The organism is Amycolatopsis sp. NPDC003861 (assembly GCF_053605405.1).
In genome coordinates this window covers 1-19,874 of record NZ_JBSGJD010000192.1, presented here as the reverse complement: position 1 = coordinate 19,874, position 19,874 = coordinate 1, and the positions used below count along the sequence as shown (strand labels likewise).

General features: G+C 71.5%; 14 protein-coding genes and 1 rRNA gene. 5 read left to right on the top strand and 10 right to left on the bottom strand.

Going from position 1 to position 19,874, the window contains the following annotated elements; all coding sequences use genetic code 11:
* From ACWEVN_RS34835 to ACWEVN_RS34820, 4 genes are all read right to left on the bottom strand, one after another.
* A 16S ribosomal RNA gene (locus ACWEVN_RS34835) occupies window positions 1-93 on the bottom strand; the annotation flags it as partial.
* 433 nt (window positions 94-526) lie between these two features.
* The gene (locus ACWEVN_RS34830; RefSeq protein ID WP_452054103.1) at window positions 527-2,089 is read right to left on the bottom strand and encodes an amidase; all 1,563 of its coding nucleotides are present in this window, start codon (window positions 2,087-2,089) and stop codon (window positions 527-529) included.
* Window positions 2,089-3,432, bottom strand: coding sequence for a type I glutamate--ammonia ligase (gene glnA / locus ACWEVN_RS34825; RefSeq protein WP_191315086.1), 1,344 nt, complete (start codon window positions 3,430-3,432; stop codon window positions 2,089-2,091). The genes ACWEVN_RS34830 and glnA overlap by 1 nt, the downstream gene beginning before the upstream one ends.
* A 61-nt stretch (window positions 3,433-3,493) precedes the next feature.
* The gene (locus ACWEVN_RS34820; RefSeq protein ID WP_449687689.1) at window positions 3,494-4,774 is read right to left on the bottom strand and encodes an MFS transporter; all 1,281 of its coding nucleotides are present in this window, start codon (window positions 4,772-4,774) and stop codon (window positions 3,494-3,496) included.
* 87 nt (window positions 4,775-4,861) lie between these two features.
* On the opposite strand from ACWEVN_RS34820, the gene ACWEVN_RS34815 reads away from it, so the two are divergent.
* A complete protein-coding gene (locus tag ACWEVN_RS34815) occupies window positions 4,862-5,473 on the top strand; it encodes an LppX_LprAFG lipoprotein (protein WP_452054102.1) in 612 nt (203 codons plus the stop codon).
* On the opposite strand, the gene ACWEVN_RS34810 is transcribed toward ACWEVN_RS34815, so the two are convergent.
* A complete protein-coding gene (locus tag ACWEVN_RS34810) occupies window positions 5,474-7,030 on the bottom strand; it encodes an alpha/beta hydrolase (protein WP_452054104.1) in 1,557 nt (518 codons plus the stop codon).
* 155 nt (window positions 7,031-7,185) lie between these two features.
* Between ACWEVN_RS34810 and secA2 the strand changes: the two genes are divergently transcribed.
* Together secA2 and ACWEVN_RS34800 are read left to right on the top strand one after the other, a co-directional pair.
* A complete protein-coding gene (gene secA2, locus ACWEVN_RS34805) occupies window positions 7,186-9,525 on the top strand; it encodes an accessory Sec system translocase SecA2 (RefSeq protein ID WP_452054101.1) in 2,340 nt (779 codons plus the stop codon).
* A 105-nt stretch (window positions 9,526-9,630) separates the two neighbouring features.
* A complete protein-coding gene (locus ACWEVN_RS34800; RefSeq protein ID WP_452054100.1) occupies window positions 9,631-11,352 on the top strand; it encodes an NAD+ synthase in 1,722 nt (573 codons plus the stop codon).
* On the opposite strand, the gene ACWEVN_RS34795 is transcribed toward ACWEVN_RS34800, so the two are convergent.
* Both ACWEVN_RS34795 and ACWEVN_RS34790 read right to left on the bottom strand, forming a co-directional pair.
* Complete coding sequence (locus tag ACWEVN_RS34795; protein WP_449687686.1) at window positions 11,349-11,963, bottom strand: VOC family protein; 615 nt, start codon at window positions 11,961-11,963, stop codon at window positions 11,349-11,351. The two genes, ACWEVN_RS34800 and ACWEVN_RS34795, sit on opposite strands and share 4 nt — an antisense overlap.
* Before the next feature lie 8 nt (window positions 11,964-11,971).
* Window positions 11,972-13,309 (bottom strand): S8 family peptidase, encoded by a 1,338-nt coding sequence (locus ACWEVN_RS34790; RefSeq protein ID WP_452054099.1) that lies wholly within the window; start codon window positions 13,307-13,309, stop codon window positions 11,972-11,974.
* Window positions 13,310-13,393: 84 nt separating this feature from the next.
* Between ACWEVN_RS34790 and ACWEVN_RS34785 the strand changes: the two genes are divergently transcribed.
* Complete coding sequence (locus tag ACWEVN_RS34785; protein WP_449687684.1) at window positions 13,394-13,927, top strand: methylated-DNA--[protein]-cysteine S-methyltransferase; 534 nt, start codon at window positions 13,394-13,396, stop codon at window positions 13,925-13,927.
* Window positions 13,928-14,102: 175 nt separating this feature from the next.
* Here ACWEVN_RS34785 and ACWEVN_RS34780 read toward each other — a convergent pair whose 3' ends face one another.
* From ACWEVN_RS34780 to lysX, 3 genes are all read right to left on the bottom strand, one after another.
* Window positions 14,103-14,693: a DinB family protein gene (locus tag ACWEVN_RS34780; protein WP_452054098.1), complete on the bottom strand. Its 591-nt coding sequence runs from the start codon at window positions 14,691-14,693 to the stop codon at window positions 14,103-14,105.
* A 71-nt stretch (window positions 14,694-14,764) separates the two neighbouring features.
* The gene (locus ACWEVN_RS34775; protein WP_449687682.1) at window positions 14,765-15,331 is read right to left on the bottom strand and encodes a hypothetical protein; all 567 of its coding nucleotides are present in this window, start codon (window positions 15,329-15,331) and stop codon (window positions 14,765-14,767) included.
* 63 nt (window positions 15,332-15,394) lie between these two features.
* Window positions 15,395-18,718 carry a bifunctional lysylphosphatidylglycerol synthetase/lysine--tRNA ligase LysX gene (gene lysX, locus ACWEVN_RS34770; protein ID WP_452054097.1) on the bottom strand — a complete coding sequence of 1,108 codons (3,324 nt, stop codon included), beginning with the start codon at window positions 18,716-18,718 and terminating at the stop codon, window positions 15,395-15,397.
* 238 nt (window positions 18,719-18,956) lie between these two features.
* On the opposite strand from lysX, the gene panB reads away from it, so the two are divergent.
* Complete coding sequence (gene panB / locus ACWEVN_RS34765; protein ID WP_449687680.1) at window positions 18,957-19,826, top strand: 3-methyl-2-oxobutanoate hydroxymethyltransferase; 870 nt, start codon at window positions 18,957-18,959, stop codon at window positions 19,824-19,826.
* Window positions 19,827-19,874 lie beyond the last annotated feature (48 nt).

Genomic DNA, 19,874 nt, shown 5'->3' with positions numbered 1-19,874 from the left:
TCATCCCCCACCGAAGTGGGTTCAGCGTTCGACTTGCATGTGTTAAGCACGCCGCCAGCGTTCGTCCTGAGCCAGGATCAAACTCTCCAACAATGAACAGTTCAATCGAGGCATTTTACTGCTCTCAAAGGAAACCCCGACGAGGGGGTTTCAATATAAGCTCTACTGGCTTAGTTCACTAGCACACTGTTGAGTTCTCAAGCAACACACTCCGGACTCGCCGCCTTATCAGCGGCTATATCCTCGGCAGTTGTTCCAAGCGATATTCACAAGCTTTTGGTCGAGCATGCCTCAGCCTACGGGTTTAGTCGTAGGGGGTCGGCGGCCGCTCGTGGGCCGACGCTGAACATTACCCGGTCCGATCCGCGGTGTCAACCCGCTCGTCCCGGCCTGGTCTCTTGGGGCTTTCGGCCCCGGTGTGACCCGGTGTTCCTGGCGACGAAGAGAAGATTACATGCCCCGGAACGACCCCGGAACAGGGGGGTCACTTAACGGCGTCGCCGCAGGTCAGAGTGCTTACGGACGGCTACGACGGCGCCGTCGGCAGATACCGCGGCGGCACCCGGGCCGGCGCGGCCCGCGAGAAGTCCGCCGCCAACGCCAGCATCCGGGCGTCGGACCACCGCGCTCCCATGAACGAGATGCCCACCGGGAGGGGTCCGGCAAACCCGGCCGGGACCGTCACGTCCGGGTAGCCCGCGACCGCGGCCGGCGTCGAAGACGGGATCACGTCGTTGTCGCCCACCGCGCAATCCGTCTTCCAGGCCGGCGGGTTGGTCGGCGAGGCGATCGCGTCCAGGTGATACGCGTCCAGGGTCTCGTCCAGGGATCGGCGCGAAAGGTCCGTGAGCTCGGCGCGCACGGCGCGGTAACCCGGGTCCGACGGTCCGGGCGCCGCCAGGGCCTGCTCGAACAGCTCCTGCCCCGCGAAACACGTCCGCTCCAGCGGGTCCGCCCGGTTGTAGGCGATCAGCTCGGCCAGGTTCCGCGGCCCGGACGGGCGGGTCGCCAGGTACGCGTCGATGTCCCGGTGGAATTCCGTGAGCAGGGCCGGGAACTCCAGTTCGGCCAACCGCGACTGATAGGGCAACGTCACTTCGACGACCGTCGCACCGGCCTTGACCAGGGAGTTCTTCGCCGATGTCATGATCGCGTCGGTGGCCGGGCCGAGGACCGGGAGGCGCCACAGACCGATGCGGGCGCCGCGCAGGACACCCGGCCGGAGGAACTTCGCGTAGTCCGTGGGCTGAGTGCGGGGGTACGTCAGGGTCGCCGGGTCCGCGGGGTCGCGGCCCTGCAGGACCGACAGCGTCAGGGCCGCGTCGACGACGTTGCGGGCGATCGGGCCCGCCGTGTCCTGCTCGGCCGAAATCGGGACCACGCCCGTGCGGCTGACCAGGCCGAGACTCGGTTTGTGCCCGACCGTCGCCGTCATGCCGGCGGGGCACACGATCGAGCCGTCCGTCTCCGAGCCGATCGCCACCTGGGCCAGCGTGGCCGCGACGCCGGCCGCCGAGCCCGCCGACGACCCGCACGGGTTGCGGTCCAGCACGTACGGGTTGTTCGTCTGCCCACCCACGCCCGACCAGCCGGACGTCGGCTTCGCGGCGCGGAAGTTCGCCCACTCGGAGAGGTTCGCCTTGCCGAGGATCACGGCGCCGGCGTCCCGCAACCGGGTGATCAGGGTGGCGTCCGCGGCCGGGCGGCTGCGCAACGCCCGCGAGCCGGCCGTCGTCCACTGGTCTCGCGTGTCGACGTTGTCCTTGACCAGTACCGGGATGCCGTCGAGCGGGCCACGCAGGTGGTGGGCGCGACGTCGCGCGTCGCTGGCCGCGGCCTGGCCGAGAGCCGACGGGTTCAGGGCCAGGACCGCGTTGACCTTACCGTCGATCCGGTGAATCCGATCGAGGTAAGTGCTGGTCAGGCCCACCGCGGTGAGCCGGCCCGACGCCATCCGGGCCTGCAGCGCCGGGATGTCGGCGGCGTCGAGGTCGAACCGCGGAGAAACCGGCGCGGCGGCGACGGGCGCGGCGGGGACGAGCGCGAGTGCGGCGGCCAGGATCGCGAGGAACACCGGCCGCCGCCCCATCAGAGCACCGGGAGGAGCGTTCGGAGTTCGTACGGGGTGACCGCGCTGCGGTAGTTGTCCCACTCCACGCGCTTGTTGCGGAGGAAGAAGTCGTAGACGTGCTCGCCGAGCGCTTCCGGCAGGAGCTCGGACTTCTCCATCTCGGCCAGTGCCTCTCCCAGGTTCTGGGGTAGCTGGGCGTACCCGGCGGCGCGCCGCTCGGCGTCGCTCAGCTGCCAGATGTTGTCCTCGGCGGGTGGCGGCAGCTCGTAGCCCTTCTCGATCCCCTTGAGCCCGGCGGCCAGGATGACCGAGTACGCCAGGTACGGGTTGCACGCCGAGTCCAGGGTACGGATCTCCACCCGGCGGGATGACGCCTTTCCGGGTGAATACATCGGGACGCGGACGAGCGCGGAGCGGTTCGCGCGGCCCCACGACACGGTCGTCGGCGCCTCACTGCCGCTGATCAGGCGTTTGTAGGAGTTCACCCACTGGTTGGTGACCGCGGAGATCTCCTTGGCGTGGTGCAGCACCCCGGCGACGAAGGCCTTACCGGTCTCCGACAGCTCGTGCGGGTCCTCGGCGTCGTAGAACGCGTTGCGGTCGCCTTCGAACAGGCTGACGTGCGTGTGCATCCCCGAGCCGGGCTGGTCGGTGAACGGCTTCGGCATGAACGTCGCGCGCACGCCCTGGGTCAGCGCGACCTCCTTGACGACGTAGCGGAACGTCATCACGTTGTCGGCCATCGTCAGCGCATCGGCGTAGCGGAGGTCGATCTCCTGCTGGCCCGGTGCCCCTTCGTGGTGGCTGAACTCGACCGAGATGCCCATCGCTTCGAGGGTCTCGATGGCGTGCCGGCGGAAGTGCGTCGCGGTGGCGTGGCTGGCCTGGTCGAAGTAGCCGCCGTTGTCCGCCGGCTCCGGCTCGCTGCCGTCGTCGGGCATGTTCGAGAGGAGGAAGAACTCGATCTCGGGGTGCACGTAGCAGGTGAAGCCCGCTTCGGCGGCCTTCGACAGCTGGCGGCGCAGCACGTGCCGCGGGTCCGCCCAGGACGGCGAGCCGTCGGGCATCGCGATGTCGCAGAACATGCGGGCCGAGTACGGACCGCCGTCGGGCGTTTCCCAGGGCAGCACCTGGAACGTGGCGGGGTCGGGCTTGGCGACCATGTCCGATTCGTAGACGCGCGCGAAGCCCTCGATGGCCGAGCCGTCGAAGCCGATCCCGTCGTTGAAAGCGCCCTCGAGCTCGGCCGGCGCGACGGCGACGGACTTGAGGAACCCCAGCACATCGGTGAACCAGAGACGAACGAAACGGATGTCGCGCTCCTCGAGCGTGCGGAGCACGAATTCCTGCTGGCGATCCATGGCCGCACCCTAACCACAGCGTGTTAACGGCATGTTTCGCGACGCGCCGACGCCGCCGAAGTCACGTCGCGAGCACCGCAACGGGTTTCTTCGCCCGCGTGATGGCCAGCGAAGCGACCGACGCGATCACGGCGAGCACCGCCGCGGAGTACCAGGCCAGGGTGTAGTTCCCGAGCTGGTCGCGGACCAGGCCGGCGGCCGACGCGGCGAACGCGGCCCCGAGCTGGTGGGAGGCGAAGACCCAGCCGAACACGATCGGGCCGGCGTCGCCGAACGCGCGGATGCAGAGCGCGACGGTCGGCGGGACCGTGGCCACCCAGTCGAGGCCGTAGAACAGGATGAACGCCCACATGCTCGGCTGCACGCTGTCGGTGAACAGCTGCGGCAGCAGCGCCAGCGAGAGCCCGCGCAGGGCGTAGTAGACGCCGAGCAGGATCCGCGGGTCGATCCGGTCGGTGAGCCAGCCGGAGAAGATCGTGCCGACGACGTCGAAGACGCCGACCAGGGCCAGCAGGCTCGCCGCGGTCGTCTGCGGCATGCCGTGGTCGTGCGCGGCCGGGACGAAGTGGGTGCCGACCAGGCCGTTGGTCGTCGCGCCGCAGATCGCGAAGCCGACGGCGAGCAGCCAGAACGTCCGGGTGCGGGCGGCCTGGCCCAGCACGGAGAGGGCACGGCGGACCGAGCCGGTCGACGGTGCCGGGCGCGCGATCTCGGTGCCGGCGGGCGCGCCGTAGGCCGTGAGGCCGACGTCGGCCGGGTGGTCGCGCAGCACCAGCAGGACCACCGGGACGACGGCGAGCGCGGCGATGGCGATCACCAGCGACGCCGTCCGCCAGCCGGAGCCGACCGCCAGGTTCGCGATGAGCGGCAGGAAGATCAGCTGGCCGGTGGCGCCCGCCGCGGTCAGGACGCCGGTGACGACGCCGCGGCGCTCCACGAACCACCGGGTCGCGACCATCGCGGCGAAGCCCATCGCCATCGAGCCGGTGCCGAGCCCGACCAGCACGCCCCAGCACAGCACGAGCTGCCAGCTCGCGGTCATGAACACCGTGCCGCCCGCGCCGGCCGCGATGACGGTCAACGCCGTCGCCGAGACGCGCCGGATGCCGAACCGCTCCATCAACGCGGCCGCGAAGGGCGCGAAGAGGCCGAAAAGCACGAGGTTCACCGAGACGGCGGAACTGATCGTGGTGCGCGACCAGCCGAACTCTTCGTGCAGCGGGTCGATCAGGACGCCGGGGGCGGCGCGGAAGCCGGCGGAGGCGAGCAGCGCGACGAAGGCGGCACCGGCGATCAGCCACGCGCGGTGCAGCTTCGGGGCGGGACGGGTCTCAACAGTCACCCAGGCAGTCTCACCGCGCGCGCGTGACGGCGACAGTGGCCGGAAGGACATCATCCGAAAGGATCGGGCCAACAGTAGGCTCGCGCCATGTCCCGCCTCGCGCTGCTGCTCGCGCTTCTCCTGACGGCCGGCTGCACCGGGTCACCCGACACGCGGGGACCGTTCCCGGCGGGCGCCGACCTCGTCCGTGAGGCCGCGACGTCGTTCGCCGCGGTCCGGGGCGTGCACTTCGCGGCCGGGGTGAACGGGGTGCTGGCGGGCTTCCCGCTGCGTCAGATCGAAGGCGACGCCACCCTCGACGACGGCGGCCGCGCGACCGGCACGGCCGACGTCCAGGACGGGGACGGGCACACCAAGTTCCCCTTCGACGTGCGCGACAGCCAGGAACCGCCGTACCCGGTCAGCGCGTTCCTCGGCCCGCAGGGCGGGCTGAAGCGGCTGCTCGACGGCGTGACCGGCGCGAAGACCGAAGGCCGGGAGAACGTCGACGGCGCGCCGGCGCTGCGGGTCGGCGGCCGGGTGCCGGCCGCCGTCGCCCACCGCGTGCTCGCCCAGGTCGACGCCGACCTGACCGTCAAGGTCTGGGTCGCCGACGACGGCGGGCCCCGGCGCTTCGTGCGCCTCTGGGTGCAGGTCCCGCCGGCCGGCGACCACCTCAGCCCGGTGATGATCGAGCTGTCCCTGACCAAGCAGCAGTAGCTACTGGCCCGAGCAGCGCTTCCCGTCCGGCGGCACCGTGCCGTCGACCAGGTAGTCCGTGCCCGCCTCGTCCACGCACTTCACGCCCTGAAGGAACACCGTGTGCTGCGTGCCCTCGTAGGTGAGCAACGCGCCCTTCAGGCCCTTCGCGAGGTTGACGCCGGCCTGGTACGGCGTCGCCGGGTCGTTGGTCGTCGAGATGACCAGCGTCTTCGCCAGGCCTTCGACGTTCGGCACGTGCGGCTCGGACGTGTTCGGCACCGGCCAGAACGCGCAGGCGTCGCGGGCCGCCGAAGCCGGGCGGCCGTCGTCGAGGAACGGCGCCACCTTCACGTACTCCTCCTGCGCCTTGAGGATGACGGCCGGGTCCGTGACGCGCGGGTCGTCGACGCACCGGATCGCCGTGAAGGCGTCCTGCGTGGTGCCGTACTTGCCGTCGGAGTCCCGCTCGTTGTAGATGTCGGCGAGCTTCTCGAGCGTCGCGCCGCGCTGCTGCTTCAGCTCGTTGAGGCCGGTGTTCAGGGTGTCCCAGAGGCTTTCCTGGTAGAGCGCCTGGATGACGCCGGTGGTGGCGTCTTCGTAGGAGAGCTTGCGGCCGTCGCCGACCGGCACCGGGAAGTCGATCAGCGGGCGGACGAGGTTCTGGAACGCCGTCACCGCGCCGCCGGCGTCTCCGCCGAGCGCGCAGTCCTGCTGGGCCGTGCACCACTTCGCGAACTGCGTGAACGCCGTCCCGAAGCCCTGGCCCTGCGCGACGAGCGACTCGACCGCGTCCTGCTCGGGGTCGACCGCGCCGTCGAGGACCATCGCGCGGACGTTCTTCGGGAACGCTTCGGCGTAGGCCGACCCGATCCGGGTGCCGTAGGAGTAGCCCAAATAGGTGAGCTTTTCGTCGCCGAGGACCGAGCGGAGGACGTCGAGATCCTTCACGACGTCGCGGGTGCCGGCGTTGGCCAGCATCGCGGTGCCGTCGTCGGTGCGCTGGGCGCACTTGGCCGCGAAGTCCTTTTCCTGCGATTCCTGCTTCAGCACCCCGGCCGGCGAGCCGTCGGTCTCGCTGTCGTCGGCGCGGTCGGCGTCGCGCTCGGAATCGGTCAGGCAGTGGATGGCCGGCTGGCTGGCGCCGATCCCCCGCGGGTCGAAGCCGACCAGGTCGAAGCGTTTGCCCAGCCCGGTGCTGGTCACCGGCTTGCCCAGCCCGGCGGCCGCAACCATGCCCGACGCGCCCGGGCCGCCCGGGTTGACCACGAGCGACCCGATCTTCTCGCCGGTGGCCTTGCGGCGGAGCAGGCCCAGCATGATCGTGTCCCCCGCCGGCTTCGCGTAGTCCAGCGGCACGGTCAGGCGCGCGCACTGGACGTCTTTCGCCTGGAACGCCGATCGCGAGTCCTCCGACGTCGCGTAAGGTGCGCAGTCGGCCCAGCTCAGGCTCTGGCCGTAGAACCGCTCCAGCCCGGCGGGCACCGGCCCGGACGGCGGGTGCGACTCGGTCGTCGGCGCGGGCGGCTCGGTCTTGCCGGAGGACGTGCACGCGGCCAGCGAGGCCGCGAGCAGCACGGACGTCGCGATCGCGGTGATCCGGCGACGATGGGACCTGGCGCTGGGATGTGGGAACACGGTTGGATCGTCCCATCCGGCCGCGGAACTCGAACGCACCACCGTCGCGTTGGGTGGTGGAGGCCGGTCGAGCGAGAGAGAACGGGAGACCAGGGGTGGCAGCACTGATCAGCCGGATGGGCAAGAAGCTCCGCCGGATCATCCAGCGGCCGGGCAGCGTCGAGCTGACCCGCTACGAAGCACTGCTGCCCGCGGTCGAGAAGCTCGAACCCGAGCTCGAAAAGCTCTCCGACGAGGAGCTGACCGAGCGGGCGGGCAAGCTTCGCGAGACGCTGAAGGACACCGCGTTCGGCGACGACCAGCTCATCGAGGTGTGCGCGCTGGGCCGCGAGGCCGCCCGGCGGGCGCTGGGCGAGCGCGCGTTCGACGTGCAGGTGCTGGGCACGATGGGCCTGCTCACCAAGCACGTCGTGCAGATGGAGACCGGTGAGGGCAAGACCCTCGCGGGTGCGCTGGCCGCGGCGGGGTACGCGATCCGCGGAAAGCGCGTTCACGTCGTCACGGTCAACGACTACCTGGCCCGCCGCGACGCGGAGTGGATGGGCCCGGTGTACGCCCTGCTCGGCGTGTCGGTCGGCTGGGTCGAGCCGTCGCACTCGCGCGAAGAGCGCCGCGAGGCCTACGCCAAGGACGTCACGTACGGCGCCGTCGCCGAGATCGGCTTCGACGTGCTGCGCGACCGCCTGGTCACGAAGGTGGCCGACCTGGTCCAGCCCGACCCCGAGGTCGCGATCGTCGACGAGGCGGACTCGGTGCTGGTCGACGAGGCGCGCGTCCCGCTGGTCATGGCCGGTTCGATCGACCGCAGCGACGCCGACGAAGAGGTCGCGAAGATCGTCCGGCGGCTGCGGCTCAACCTGCACTACGAGACCGACAGCGAGGGCCGCAACGCCTGGCTGACCGACGCCGGCTCGTCCGTCGTCGCGAAGTCGCTCGGCCTCGAGGTCGACGACCTGTTCAACGAGCAGGCGTCCGACCGGCTGGCCGCGGTCAACGTCGCCCTGCACGCGCACGCGCTGCTCACCCGCGACGTCGACTACCTGGTCCGCGACGGCAAGGTCCAGCTCATCAACGCCGCCCGCGGCCGGGTCGCCGAGCTGCAGCGCTGGCCGGACGGCCTCCAGGCCGCCGTCGAGGCGAAGGAGCAGGTCACCGCGACCGACCGCGGCGAGATCCTCGACTCGATCACCGTCCAGGCGCTGCTCGCGCGCTACCCCGAGGTGGCCGGCATGACCGGCACCGCGGTCGCCGTCGCCGAACAGCTGCGCGAGTTCTACGAGCTCGAGGTCGCGGTCATCCCGCCGAACACCCCGAACATCCGCGAGGACCTCGAGGACCGCGTCTTCGCGTCGCCGTCGCAGAAGCTGCGGGCGATCGAGGAGGAAATACGCACGGTGCACGAAACCGGGCGGCCGATCCTCGTCGGCACCCAGGACGTCGCCGAGTCCGAAGAGCTGGCCGAGAAGCTCGCGAAGGTCGACCTCGAGTGCGTCGTGCTCAACGCGCGCAACGACGCCGAAGAGGCCGCCATCATCGCCGAGGCCGGCAAGAAGGGCGCGGTCACCGTGTCCACCCAGATGGCCGGCCGCGGTACCGACATCCGGCTGGGCGGCACCGACGGCGCGACCCGCGAAGAGGTCGTCGAGCTGGGCGGGCTGCACGTCATCGGCACCGCGCGGTACCCGTCGAGCCGCCTCGACGGGCAGCTGCGCGGCCGGTCCGGACGTCAGGGCGACCCGGGCAGCGCGGTCTTCTTCGCGAGCCTGAACGACGACCTCGTGCTGTCGAACGCGCCGGACGTGCCCGAGGGCATCGTCGACGACGAAGAGACCGGCGAGATCACCGACGGCGCGGCGCTGCGGCAGCTCAACCACGCCCAGCGCGTCGCCGAGGGCGTCGACCTGGAGATCCACCGCAACACCTGGCGGTACACGCGGCTGATCGAGCGGCAGCGGCGTGACCTGCTCGTGCACCGCGACAAGGTGCTTCGCACCGCGTACGCGGCGGAGGTGCTGGAGAAGGCGCACGAGGAAAAGTTCGGCGAGCTGAAGGAGAAGCTGGACGATCAGGAGAAGCTGGAGCAGATGTGCCGCGAGGTGCTGCTGTTCCACATCGACCAGCTGTGGTCGGACCACCTGGCGTACCTGACCGACGTCCGCGAGAGCATCCACCTGCGCGCGCTGGCCCGCGAGACGCCGCTGGACGAGTTCCACCGCGCGGCGATCCCGGAGTTCCACAAGATCATCGGCGAGGCCGATGCGCGGGCGGCGAAGACCCTCGAAGAGGCGGAGCTGACCGACGAGGGCATCGACCTCGGCGACGCCGGCGTGCGGCGGGCGAACACGACGTGGACGTACCTCGTGCACGACAACCCGTTCGATTCGGACTTCGAGCAGACCATCAAGAAGGTCCGGAGCATGATCAAGCGGAAGTAGCCTTTCGCTCGGTGGAGGCCCCCGTCCGGTTCGTCCGGGCGGGGGCCTTTCGATTTCGCCCACATTCGCTCGGCCGGGCGGGTGACCGTGAGCCAGAATGGCGGCATGCCGCAACTGCGCATCGCGCTCGCCCAGGTCAACCCCACCGTCGGCGACCTCGACGGCAACGCCGAGCTGCACGTCGAGTGGACGCGGCGGGCCGCCGAAGCCGGCGCGCACGTCGTCGTCTTCCCCGAGATGTCCCTGACCGGCTACCCGATCGAGGACCTTTCGCTCCGCAAGACCTTCGCCGCCGCCTCCCGCCAGGGCGTCGAGGCGCTGGCGCGGCGCCTCGACGAAGCCGGCTGCGGTGAGGTGCTCACCTATCTCGGCTACCTCGACCTCGACGACGTCGGCCCGCGGGACGCCGCCGCGGCGCTCTACCGCGGCGAGGTCGTCGCGCGGCAGTTCAAGCACCACCTGCCGAACTACGGCGTCTTCGACGAGCACCGCTGGTACAAGGCGGGCACCACGCTCGACGTCGTCCGGTTCCACGGGCTCGACATCGGCATGGTCATCTGCGAGGACATCTGGCAGGACGGCGGGCCGATCTCGGCGCTCGGGCGGGCCGGCGTCGACCTCGTCGTGGCGCCGAACGCTTCGCCGTACGAGCGGTCGAAGGACGAGCAGCGGCTGCCGCTGATCGCCCGCCGCGCCGCCGAAGCCGGGGCGCCGCTGGTCTACACCAACCAGATCGGCGGGCAGGACGACCTCGTCTTCGACGGTGACTCGCTCGTCGTCGGCGCGGACGGCACGCTGCTGGCCCGCGCGCCGCAGTTCGTCGAGCACCTGCTCGTGGTGGACATGGACCTGCCCGAGACCGGGTACGCGGGCGACGGTTCGTACGAAGGCCTGGCCGTCCGGCGCCGGGTGCTCAGCGAGGAGCCGCTTCCCGCGTACCCGGCTTCCGCCGAGCCGGTGATCAGCGAGCCGCTGTCGGACGAGGCCGAGGTGTGGCACGCGCTGGTCGTCGGGCTGCGGGACTACGTGCACAAGAACGGCTTCTCGTCGGTGACGTTCGGGTTCTCCGGCGGCATCGACTCGGCGGTCTGCGCGGCGCTGGCGGCGGACGCGCTGGGCGGCGACAACGTCTACGGCGTCTCGATGCCGTCGAAGTACTCCTCGGGGCACTCGAAGGACGACGCCGCCGACCTGGCGAAGCGGATCGGCGCGCACTACCGGGTCGAGCCGGTCGAGGACATGGTGCGCGTGTACGTCGACCAGCTGTCGCTGACCGGGCTGGCCGAGGAGAACATCCAGGCGCGGACGCGGGGCATGCTCCTGATGGCACTGTCCAATCTGGACGGTCACCTGGTGCTGGCGACCGGCAACAAGACCGAGCTCGCCGTCGGGTATTCGACGATCTACGGCGACGCGGTCGGCGCGTTCGCCCCGATCAAGGACGTCTTCAAGACGCACGTGTGGCAGCTGGCGCGGTGGCGCAACGCCGAAGCGGTGAAGAACGGCGAAACCCCGCCGATCCCGGAGAACTCCATCACCAAGCCGCCGTCGGCCGAGCTGCGGCCGGGCCAGGTGGACACCGATTCGCTGCCGGACTACGAGCTGCTGGACGACATCCTCGACGACTACGTCGAGGGCGACCGCGGGTACGCGGACCTGGTTTCGGCGGGCTTCGACCCGGAGACGATCGACCGCGTGGTGCGGATGGTCGACAAGGCCGAGTACAAGCGGCGCCAGTACCCGCCGGGCACGAAGATCACGTTCAAGGCGTTCGGCCGCGACCGGCGGCTGCCGATGACCAACCTGTGGCGCGAGGGCAAGGCCTAACTCAGCGCGACCTGGCGGCCTTCCGGCGTCCGGAGGGCCGCCGTCAGGCCGGCTTTCTCCGCGCGGCGGACCAGCAGCTCCAGGCCGAGCGCGTCGGTCACCGCGAGCACCGAATCCGGGTCCGGGTGGGTGCCGGTGACCATCAGCAGCGGCAGGGACGGCAGGTCCCGCGTCGTCGGGTGCGGGGTGGCGCCCCAGTCGATGAGGAACGGGTGCAGGGTGCCCGGGACGCTCGGCGGAGTCAGGCGCCAGCGCAGGGTTTCGCCGTCGCCGGTTTCGCGGGACATCTCCCTCGGGTCGCCCGGGTCGAAGCCGTGGGCGCGGGCCTGCGCGATCGTCGCGTCGAGGTCCGTCGTGCGGACGGCCCAGGCGACCAGGGCGGGCTCGGTCAGGTCGTCGATGCCGAACGGCCGGGGCGCGCCGGGGTCCGGCTGGTCCGGGTCGGGGCCGATGACCTCGAGGTACATGCCCGCGCCGAGGTCGGCGAGGTGGTTGGCGGTGCCGACGCCGACGTGGCGGCCGCCGGGCGCGGGCGTGACCCCGGTGAGGGCGGCGACCCGGGCGACGGCGTCGGCGAGGTCCGGGCCGGCGTAGACGAGGTGATCGAGCACGAGCGCCATCATCCCGCGCCGACGGCCTTCGCCGCATCGACCATCCCGTGGCCGTAGTAGGTCGTTCCCTGCTTCGTGGGCGCGCAGACGGTGTCCGGGCAGGACAGCGGCGTGGCCGTGGCGTACAGGGCGCTCTTGATGCGCTCGGCGCTCCAGTGCGGGTGCCGGCTGGCGATCAGGGCGGCGACGCCGCTGGCGTGCGGCGCGGCCATCGACGTCCCGCTCACGGACCGGTATTCGCCGTTCGGCCAGGTCGACCAGACGCGCGCGCCGGGCGCGGCGACGCTGATCCGCGTCGCCGAGTAGTTCGAAAAGGTGGCTTTGACGAGCTTTTCGTCGAGCGCGCCGGTGCCGACGACGCCGGGCAGTTCGTGCGGCAGCCGGGTGCAGGTCGGGGCGATCCGGCGTTCCACCGGGGTGCTGTCGGCCGGGCTCTCCTTGTCCACCGAGCGGGTGTCGAGGTTGATCCCGGCGTTGCCGGCGGAGGCGACGACGAGGACGTTCCGGCGTTGCGCGTACGCGACCGCGCGGCCGACGGCGAGCTTCGCGGCGGCCTGGTCCGGCTGGTCGTCGCAGTTGTAGCGCCACGGGATCGAGCGGTAGCTGTTGCTGGCCACGGTGAACCCGTGCTCGGCCGCCCAGACGAAGCCGCAGACCATGCTCTCGGCCGTCTCGGTGTCGTCGAGTTCGGCGAGCTTGACGGCGGCGATGCGGACGCCGGGCGCGACGCCGACGACGCCGGAACCGTTGCGGGCCGCGGCGATCGTGCCCGCGACGTGCGTGCCGTGGCCGTCGAGGGTGGGCCGCCAGGCGCCGGGGCCGCGGTCGGGCCAACCGGAGAGGCAGGAGACGGAGTTCCTCCGGTCGAACGCCTCCGTGAGCTCCGGGTGGGTGTCGTCGACGCCGACGTCGAGGACGCCGACGACGGTGTTTTTGCTGCCGTCGGTGACGGCGTGCGCTTCGGGCAGGTGCAGCGCCGGGACGTCCCACGCGGTGCCCTCCGGCGGGACCTGGCCGGAGTTCGGCGAGTTCGGCCCGGTGTAGCGGAGGTCCTTGCGGGGCGCGAAGAACTCCTTCGCGATCTTCGCGGTGCGCGTCGCGCCGACGGCGTCGATGCCCGGGGTTTTCCGGAGCTTCGCGGCGAAGTCGTCCTTTGCGGTGTACGCGACGACGACGCCGATCTGCGGGTAGCTCGCGACGACGGTGCCGCCGGCCCTCTTGATGGCGAGCTCGGCCCACCAGGTGTGGTGTGCGACGACGACGTGCGGCAGCACCAGGGGGTCGGCGGCGGCCGGCGTCGCGATCAGGCCGAGCAGCAGCGCTGTCGCCAGGATGATTCGCCGCACGCGTCCTCCTCGAATTCGCCCAAACCGAACTTAGCGATCATTTGCGGCGGGGCGGTACCCCTCTTCGGTCGTAGGCTGGACGCCATGACGACGGGGTTCACGGTGTTCGAGACGGCGATCGGCGCGTGCGGGCTGGCCTGGCGCGACGACGTCGTGATCGGGACGTCGCTGCCCGAGGGAAGTGCTTCGGCGACGCGGGCCTGGCTGGCCCGGCGGTTCCCGGACGCCGTCGAGGGGCCGCCGCCGGCGCCGGTGCGGGAGGCGGTGGACGGGATCGTGGCGTTGCTCGCGGGTGCGCGTCAGGACCTGGCTTCGGTGGCGCTGGACATGGCCGGGGTGCCGGAGTTCAACCGGCGCGCGTACGAAGTCGCGCGGACGATCCCGCCGGGCAGGACGCTGACGTACGGCGACATCGCGCACCGGCTCGGGCAGCCGGGGTCGGCGCAGGCCGTCGGGCAGGCGATGGGGCACAACCCGTTCCCGATCATCGTGCCGTGCCACCGCGTGCTGGCTGCGGGCGGGAAGGACGGCGGGTTCTCCGCGCGGGGCGGGGTCGGGACGAAACGCCGGATGCTGGTGATCGAGGGCGCGCTGGCGGACGAGCCGACCCTGTTCTGAGCCTTCCGCGGCGTGTTCGGAGGGGCATCACGCGTGACTGGAGGCCGATCTCGCGTGATCGGAGGCGGAACTCGCGTGATCGGAGGCGGAACTCGCGTGATCGGAGGCGGAACTCGCGTACTCAGGTGGACGACACGGGGTCGGCTCGCGGGTGGGCGCGAGCCGAGCCGTCGGGTCAGGCTGGTTGGGTGGACGGGGTCCAGGGCTTGATGAAGGGGGACTCGGGCCAGCCCTCGGCCGCGGCCATCAGGGGCATGGCCGTGCCGCCGTCGATGTGCTCGCGGATGATGTCCGCGTGGCCCGCGTGGCGGGCCGTCTCCTGGATCAGGTGGAGCAGGACCCAGCGGACCGACCACGCCTCGACGTCCTGGGGGAACCACGGGACGCCCTTCGGGACCGGGACCGCCTGGCCGAGGTCCTCGATGCCCGCGATCACCTCGGCCGTGCGCGCGGCCACCTCGTCGTAGCGGGCCAGGACGCCTTCCAGGGTCTCGTCCGGGCGCAGCCGGTGCGCGTCCTCGTACTCCGCCACCGCCTCGCCGAACGGCTTCTGCGGGACCTGGAGCACCGTGTCCATCCAGCCGTACTCGGTGCTGGCGACGTGCTTGATCAGCCCGCCCACCGACAGCGTGCTCTTCGTCGAGGTGCGTCTCGCCTGCTCGTCCGTCAGCCCGTGGGCGGCCAGCCTGAGCACGTACCGCTGCTGCTCCAGAAAGCTCAGCAGCCCGTCACGCTCGTCGGCCACTGGGCGCACGTTTCCCGCCATGTCGATCCTTCCGCTCGGGTTCTCCTGCGGCGATCGTGCCACCCGGCACCGACATTTTCGGGCGAATCCCGCTATCGGTGCACGTGCCGCGGGGCCGGCTTGACGAAGGCGTACGCCCCGCCGACGCCGTACAGGGCCGCGCGGACCACCAGCTGGACCCGCGTGAAGACGCCTTCGTACGTGCCCAGCTGCCGGGCGAGCACGACGGCCAGCCAGGTCGCCAGCACCACGGCCAGGCCCGCGACCGCGAGTGCGCGCCAGCCCGGCGGCCACCACATGATCAGGCTGATCACCCCGCCCACCAGGACGACGTTGAGCAGCGACGACAGCAGGTCGCTGCGCTCGGGGTAGGCGGCCTGCAGCAGCACCAGCACGCCGAACGCGCTCACCGAGATCGAGCTGAGCCGCGCCGACCAGTGGACCGGCCCGAGCCGGTGCAGCGGGGGCCCGGCGAGCACGAACGCGACCCCCGACACGGCGAGCAGGACGCGGAACACCGGCGGCCCGGCCAGCAGCGCCTCGGCCGGGTCGTGCACCGGGGAGATCCCGGTCGGCAGGAAGAACTCCAGCAGCCAGCCCGAATACGCCAGGACGGCCACCCCCATCAGGAGGGCCGAGGCGATCCGAGCCGTGCGCACGAGGCAGAGCGTAAGCGACGGACCGCGCCACGGCCCGTCGCCGTGACCAGGTCCACCGACTCGTTATGCCTGCGGTCGGACGAAGGGGAACAGGACCGTCTGGCGGATCGATGCGCCCGTCAGCATCATCAGCAGCCGGTCGACGCCCAGGCCGAGCCCGCCGGTCGGCGGCATGCCGTGCTCCAGGGCGAGCAGGAAATCTTCGTCCAGTTCCATCGCTTCGACGTCGCCGCTGGCCGCGCGCAGCGACTGCGCTTCGAGCCGCCGCCGCTGCTCGATCGGGTCGGTCAGCTCGGTGTAGGCCGTGCCGACCTCGGAGCCGAACGCGATCAGGTCCCAGCGCTCGGCCAGCCGCGGGTCGGCGCGGTGCTGGCGGGTCAGCGGCGAGACGTCGGTCGGGTAGTCGGTGTAGAACGTCGGCAGCACGGTCGCGCCCTCGACGAGGTGCTCGAACGCCTTGAGCACCAGGTCGCCGTGGCTCGGGTCCTCCCCCACCGGCACGCCCGCGGCCGCGCACAGGCGGCGCAGGCCGGCCACCGGCGTCCCCGGGCCGACCTGCTCGCCGAACACGGCCGAGACGGCTTCGTGCACCGGAACCACCGGCCAGTCCCCGGAAATGTCGTACTCGACGACCTTCCCGTCCGCGTCGGGCCGCCGCACGATCTGGGCGCCGTACGCCGCTTCGGCCGCGTGCTGGACCAGCTCGCGGGTCAGCGTCCGCATCGTGTCGTAGTCCGCGTACGCCTGGTACGCCTCGAGCATCGTGAACTCGGGGTTGTGCGTCGCGTCGACGCCTTCGTTGCGGAAGTTGCGGTTGAGCTCGAAGACGCGCTCGACACCGGCCACGCACAGCCGCTTGAGGTAGAGCTCGGGCGCGATCCGCAGGTACATCCGCATGTCGTAGGCGTTGATGTGGGTGACGAACGGCCGGGCGTTGGCGCCGCCGTGGACCGTCTGCAGCATCGGGGTCTCGACTTCGAGGTAGTCGGCGTGGTGCAGCCGGTCGCGCACCGCGCGGACCACAGTGGACCGCAGCCGCAGCATGGTCGTCGAGTCCGGGTTGACCGCCAGGTCGAGGTAGCGCTGCCGGACCCGCGTCTCCGGGTCGGTGAGGCCCTTGCGCTTGTCCGGCAGCGGGTGCAGGCACTTCGCGGTGACCGTCCACTCGTCGACGAGCACCGAGAGCTCGCCCCGCTTCGACGTCACGACCTGGCCGCTGACGCCGACGTGGTCGCCGAGGTCGACCCCGGTCCGCCAGCGGTCGAGGTCCAGCTCGCCGGCCTCCAGCATCAGCTGGATCTCGCCGCTGAAGTCCTTGACGCGGGCGAAGCACAGGCCGCCGAGGATGCGCAGGTTCAGCACGCGCCCGGCGATCCGGACCCGGTGCCCGGTGCTCGTGTCCGGGGCCAGGTCGCCGTACTTCGCCACGACGTCCCCGATGTGGTCGTCGCGGCGGAAGCCGACCGGGTACGGGTCGATGCCGGCCTCGCGCAGCTTGGCGAGCTTGGCGATCCGGACGCGGACCTGTTCCGGCCGCCGCAGGGTCTTGGGCGCCGGTGCTGCCGCCGACTCCTCGATCTCCTTGACGTGGGCGACGAAGTCCTCGCTGACCGTCTCCAGCCGCAGCGACCGCGCCCGTCCGGTCGGGACGAAGCCTTCGAGGGCGCCCGCGACGATGCCGACGCGCGGCAGCCGCCGGGCCGAGGAGTAGCAGAGGAACCGCGGCTCCCAGTCCGGCCCGTACTTGGCGTTCGACCGGTACAGCGACTCCAGCTGGAAGAACCGCGAGAAGACGCTCAGGATCCCGCGCCAGGCCCGCAGCACCGGGCCGGCGCCGATCCGCTCGCCTTCGGAGAACACCGCGCGGAACATCGCGAAGTTGAGCGAGATCCGCTGCGCGCCGAGGTGCTGGGCGGCCGCGACGGTCTCGGCGATCATGTACTCGTTGAGGCCGTTCTCGGCGTCGCGGTCGCGGCGCATGAGGTCCAGCGAAAGCCCGCGGCGGCCCCACGGGACGAACGACAGCAGCCCGCGGAGCTCGCCGCGGGCGTCGTAGGCCTCGACCATCACGCTGCGGCCGTCACTGGCGTCGCCGAGGCGGCCCAGCGCCATCGAGAACCCGCGCTCGGTCTCGGCGCCGCGCCAGGCCTGCGCCCGCCACAGCAGCTCGGTCATCTCGGCGTCGGGGATTTCGCCGTGACGGCGGACCCGCGAGGTGTACCCGGCGCGCTCGATGCGCTTGACGGCCTGGCGCACCGAGCGCCGCTCCGGGCCGGCCAGGCTGAACTCGCGGACGTCGAGCACGGCTTCGTCGCCGATCTCCAGGGCCCGCAGGCCCGCGCCGGTGTACGCCTTCGCACCGCGCTCGCTCGCCCCGAGCACGCCCGGTGTCCAGCCGTACGTGCGCGTCTCGTCGAGCCACGCGCGGACCGCGTCGGGCCACGCCTCCGGGTCGCCGACCGGGTCGGCGCTGGCAACGCTCGTGCCGCCGAGGACGCGGTAGGTCACCGCCGCGCGGCCGTTCGGCGCGAAGACGACGCTCTTGTCGCGCCGGGTGGCGAAGTAGCCGAGGGAGTCGTCCTCGCCGTGTTCGGCGAGCAGCTTGCGCAGGCGGAGCTCGTCTTCGTCGGTCCGCAGCGCCCGGCTGCGCACGCCGCGGAAGAGCAGGTACAGGGCGGCGGTGGCGACGGCGGTCGCGCTGAGGTCGAGGAGGAAGTCCAGCCAGCCGGGGCCTTCGCCGACGCCGATCCGGCGCAGCTGCAAGTTCTCACCGGTGGCGTGGTTGACGACCCAGGCGAAGCGCTCCCACGTGTCGCCGAGGTGGCCGGGGAACGCCTCGACCAGGCCCCAGCCGACCAGGATGACCACGGCGAAGCCGCCGAACAGCATGCTGAGGCCGTCGCGCCAGGCGCTCGGCGCGAGCCGGGCCGGGAACGCCGGGCGCAGCGCGAGCAGGAACACGATCAGCCCGATCGAGACGATGTCGGCGATGGTCAGCACCCACAGCTGCGCGGGGATGTGCCGGACCTGCTTCGGGCCGAGCGTCAGCAGTTCGGGTGACCACAGCAGCGTCGCCTGGAGGACCAGGGTGAGCAGCAGGCCGCCGATCTGGAACAGCACCAGCGTGTACAGCGCCGCCTTCTTGCGGCGGCGCAGGGCGCCCCCGAGCACCACCAGCAGCAGCACCATGACCAGGCTCTCGCTGGTCGGCACGCTCAGGCCGGAGAACGCCATGTCGATGCCGTTGAGCAGGTGGCCGTGCGGGCCGCCGGTGAAGAGCAGGATCACCGAGAACACCGCGGCCAGCTGGACCACGGTCGCGACGATGCCGCCCGCCTTCGCCTTCCAGGCGGGGAGGCGACGGCGCGGACTCGCGAGGTTTCCCATGGGTGGTTTCGTCGCCTTTCGCGGCCGGTCGGGGGTCATGCCCTCTTCTTGACGTAAGTGAACCCGCATTGGTTGTCCCCGGACATCAACCTGAAGGCTGACGGCCCGTCCTCCCCGGGGGTGTGAAGCTGGTCGCACGCGGTTGGGGCCGGTCCGGGGGCGTGTCACGCTTTGAGACGCCTCTGCTCCACGACCCGGGGACCTCACCGAGGCCTCGAGGGAAGGACGGTCGACGACGATGTCTGCCAGCCCCGAAGAACCCGCCCCCTACGGCACCGGGCCCGCCGCTCCCGCGGCCAAGTCCCCGGGCCGGAAGGTCCGCGTCCACCACCTGCGCGAGCTCAAGGAACGCGGGGAGCCGTGGCCCATGCTCACCGCGTACGACATGTACACCGCCGCCCTGTTCGACGAGGCCGGGATCCCCGTGCTGCTCGTCGGCGACTCCGCGGCCAACAACGTCTTCGGCTACGACACCTCGCTGCCGGTGACGGTCGACGAGCTGCTGCCGCTGGTCCGGGCGGTCACCCGGTCGGTCAAGCGGGCCCTGGTGGTCGCCGACCTGCCGTTCGGCTCCTACCAGCTCTCGCCGCAACAGGCCCTGGAGACGTCGGTGCGGTTCATGAAGGAGGGCCGCGCGCACGCCGTGAAGCTCGAAGGCGGGCGGCGGTTCGCCCCGCACGTCGAGGCGCTGACGTCGGCCGGCGTGCCGGTGATGGGCCACATCGGGTTCACCCCGCAGAGTGAACACAACCTCGGCGGCTACCGGGTGCAGGGGCGCGGCGAAGCGGCGGACGTGCTGCTCGCCGACGCGCTGGCGCTGCAGGAGGCCGGGGCGTTCGCGGTGGTGATGGAGATGGTGCCCGCCGAGGCCGCCAAGCGCGTCACGGCGGAGCTGAAGATCCCGACGGTCGGCATCGGCGCCGGTCCGGACTGCGACGCGCAGGTGCTCGTCTGGCAGGACATGGCCGGGCTGCGGCGCGGCAAGGCGCCGCGGTTCGTCAAGCGCTACGCCGACGTCGCGACGGTGCTGCAGGACGCGGCCACGGCGTTCGCCGAGGACGTCCGGCGCGGGGAGTTCCCGGCGCCGGAGCACGCGTTCCACGACTGACCCCCGCCCCAAGCGCCCCAATGTGGCGTTCGGTGCGTCTGACGCACC

What these genes read in the sequence shown, in the direction of transcription:
- lysX (WP_452054097.1), bottom strand. Translation starts at nt 18,718, where the DNA reads ATGGGAAACCTCGCGAGTCCGCGCCGTCGCCTCCCCGCCTGGAAGGCG.
- ACWEVN_RS34800 (WP_452054100.1), top strand. Translation starts at nt 9,631, where the DNA reads ATGCCGCAACTGCGCATCGCGCTCGCCCAGGTCAACCCCACCGTCGGC.
- ACWEVN_RS34830 (WP_452054103.1), bottom strand. Translation starts at nt 2,089, where the DNA reads ATGGGGCGGCGGCCGGTGTTCCTCGCGATCCTGGCCGCCGCACTCGCG.
- glnA (WP_191315086.1), bottom strand. Translation starts at nt 3,432, where the DNA reads ATGGATCGCCAGCAGGAATTCGTGCTCCGCACGCTCGAGGAGCGCGAC.
- ACWEVN_RS34815 (WP_452054102.1), top strand. Translation starts at nt 4,862, where the DNA reads ATGTCCCGCCTCGCGCTGCTGCTCGCGCTTCTCCTGACGGCCGGCTGC.
- panB (WP_449687680.1), top strand. Translation starts at nt 18,957, where the DNA reads ATGTCTGCCAGCCCCGAAGAACCCGCCCCCTACGGCACCGGGCCCGCC.
- ACWEVN_RS34780 (WP_452054098.1), bottom strand. Translation starts at nt 14,693, where the DNA reads ATGGCGGGAAACGTGCGCCCAGTGGCCGACGAGCGTGACGGGCTGCTG.
- ACWEVN_RS34785 (WP_449687684.1), top strand. Translation starts at nt 13,394, where the DNA reads ATGACGACGGGGTTCACGGTGTTCGAGACGGCGATCGGCGCGTGCGGG.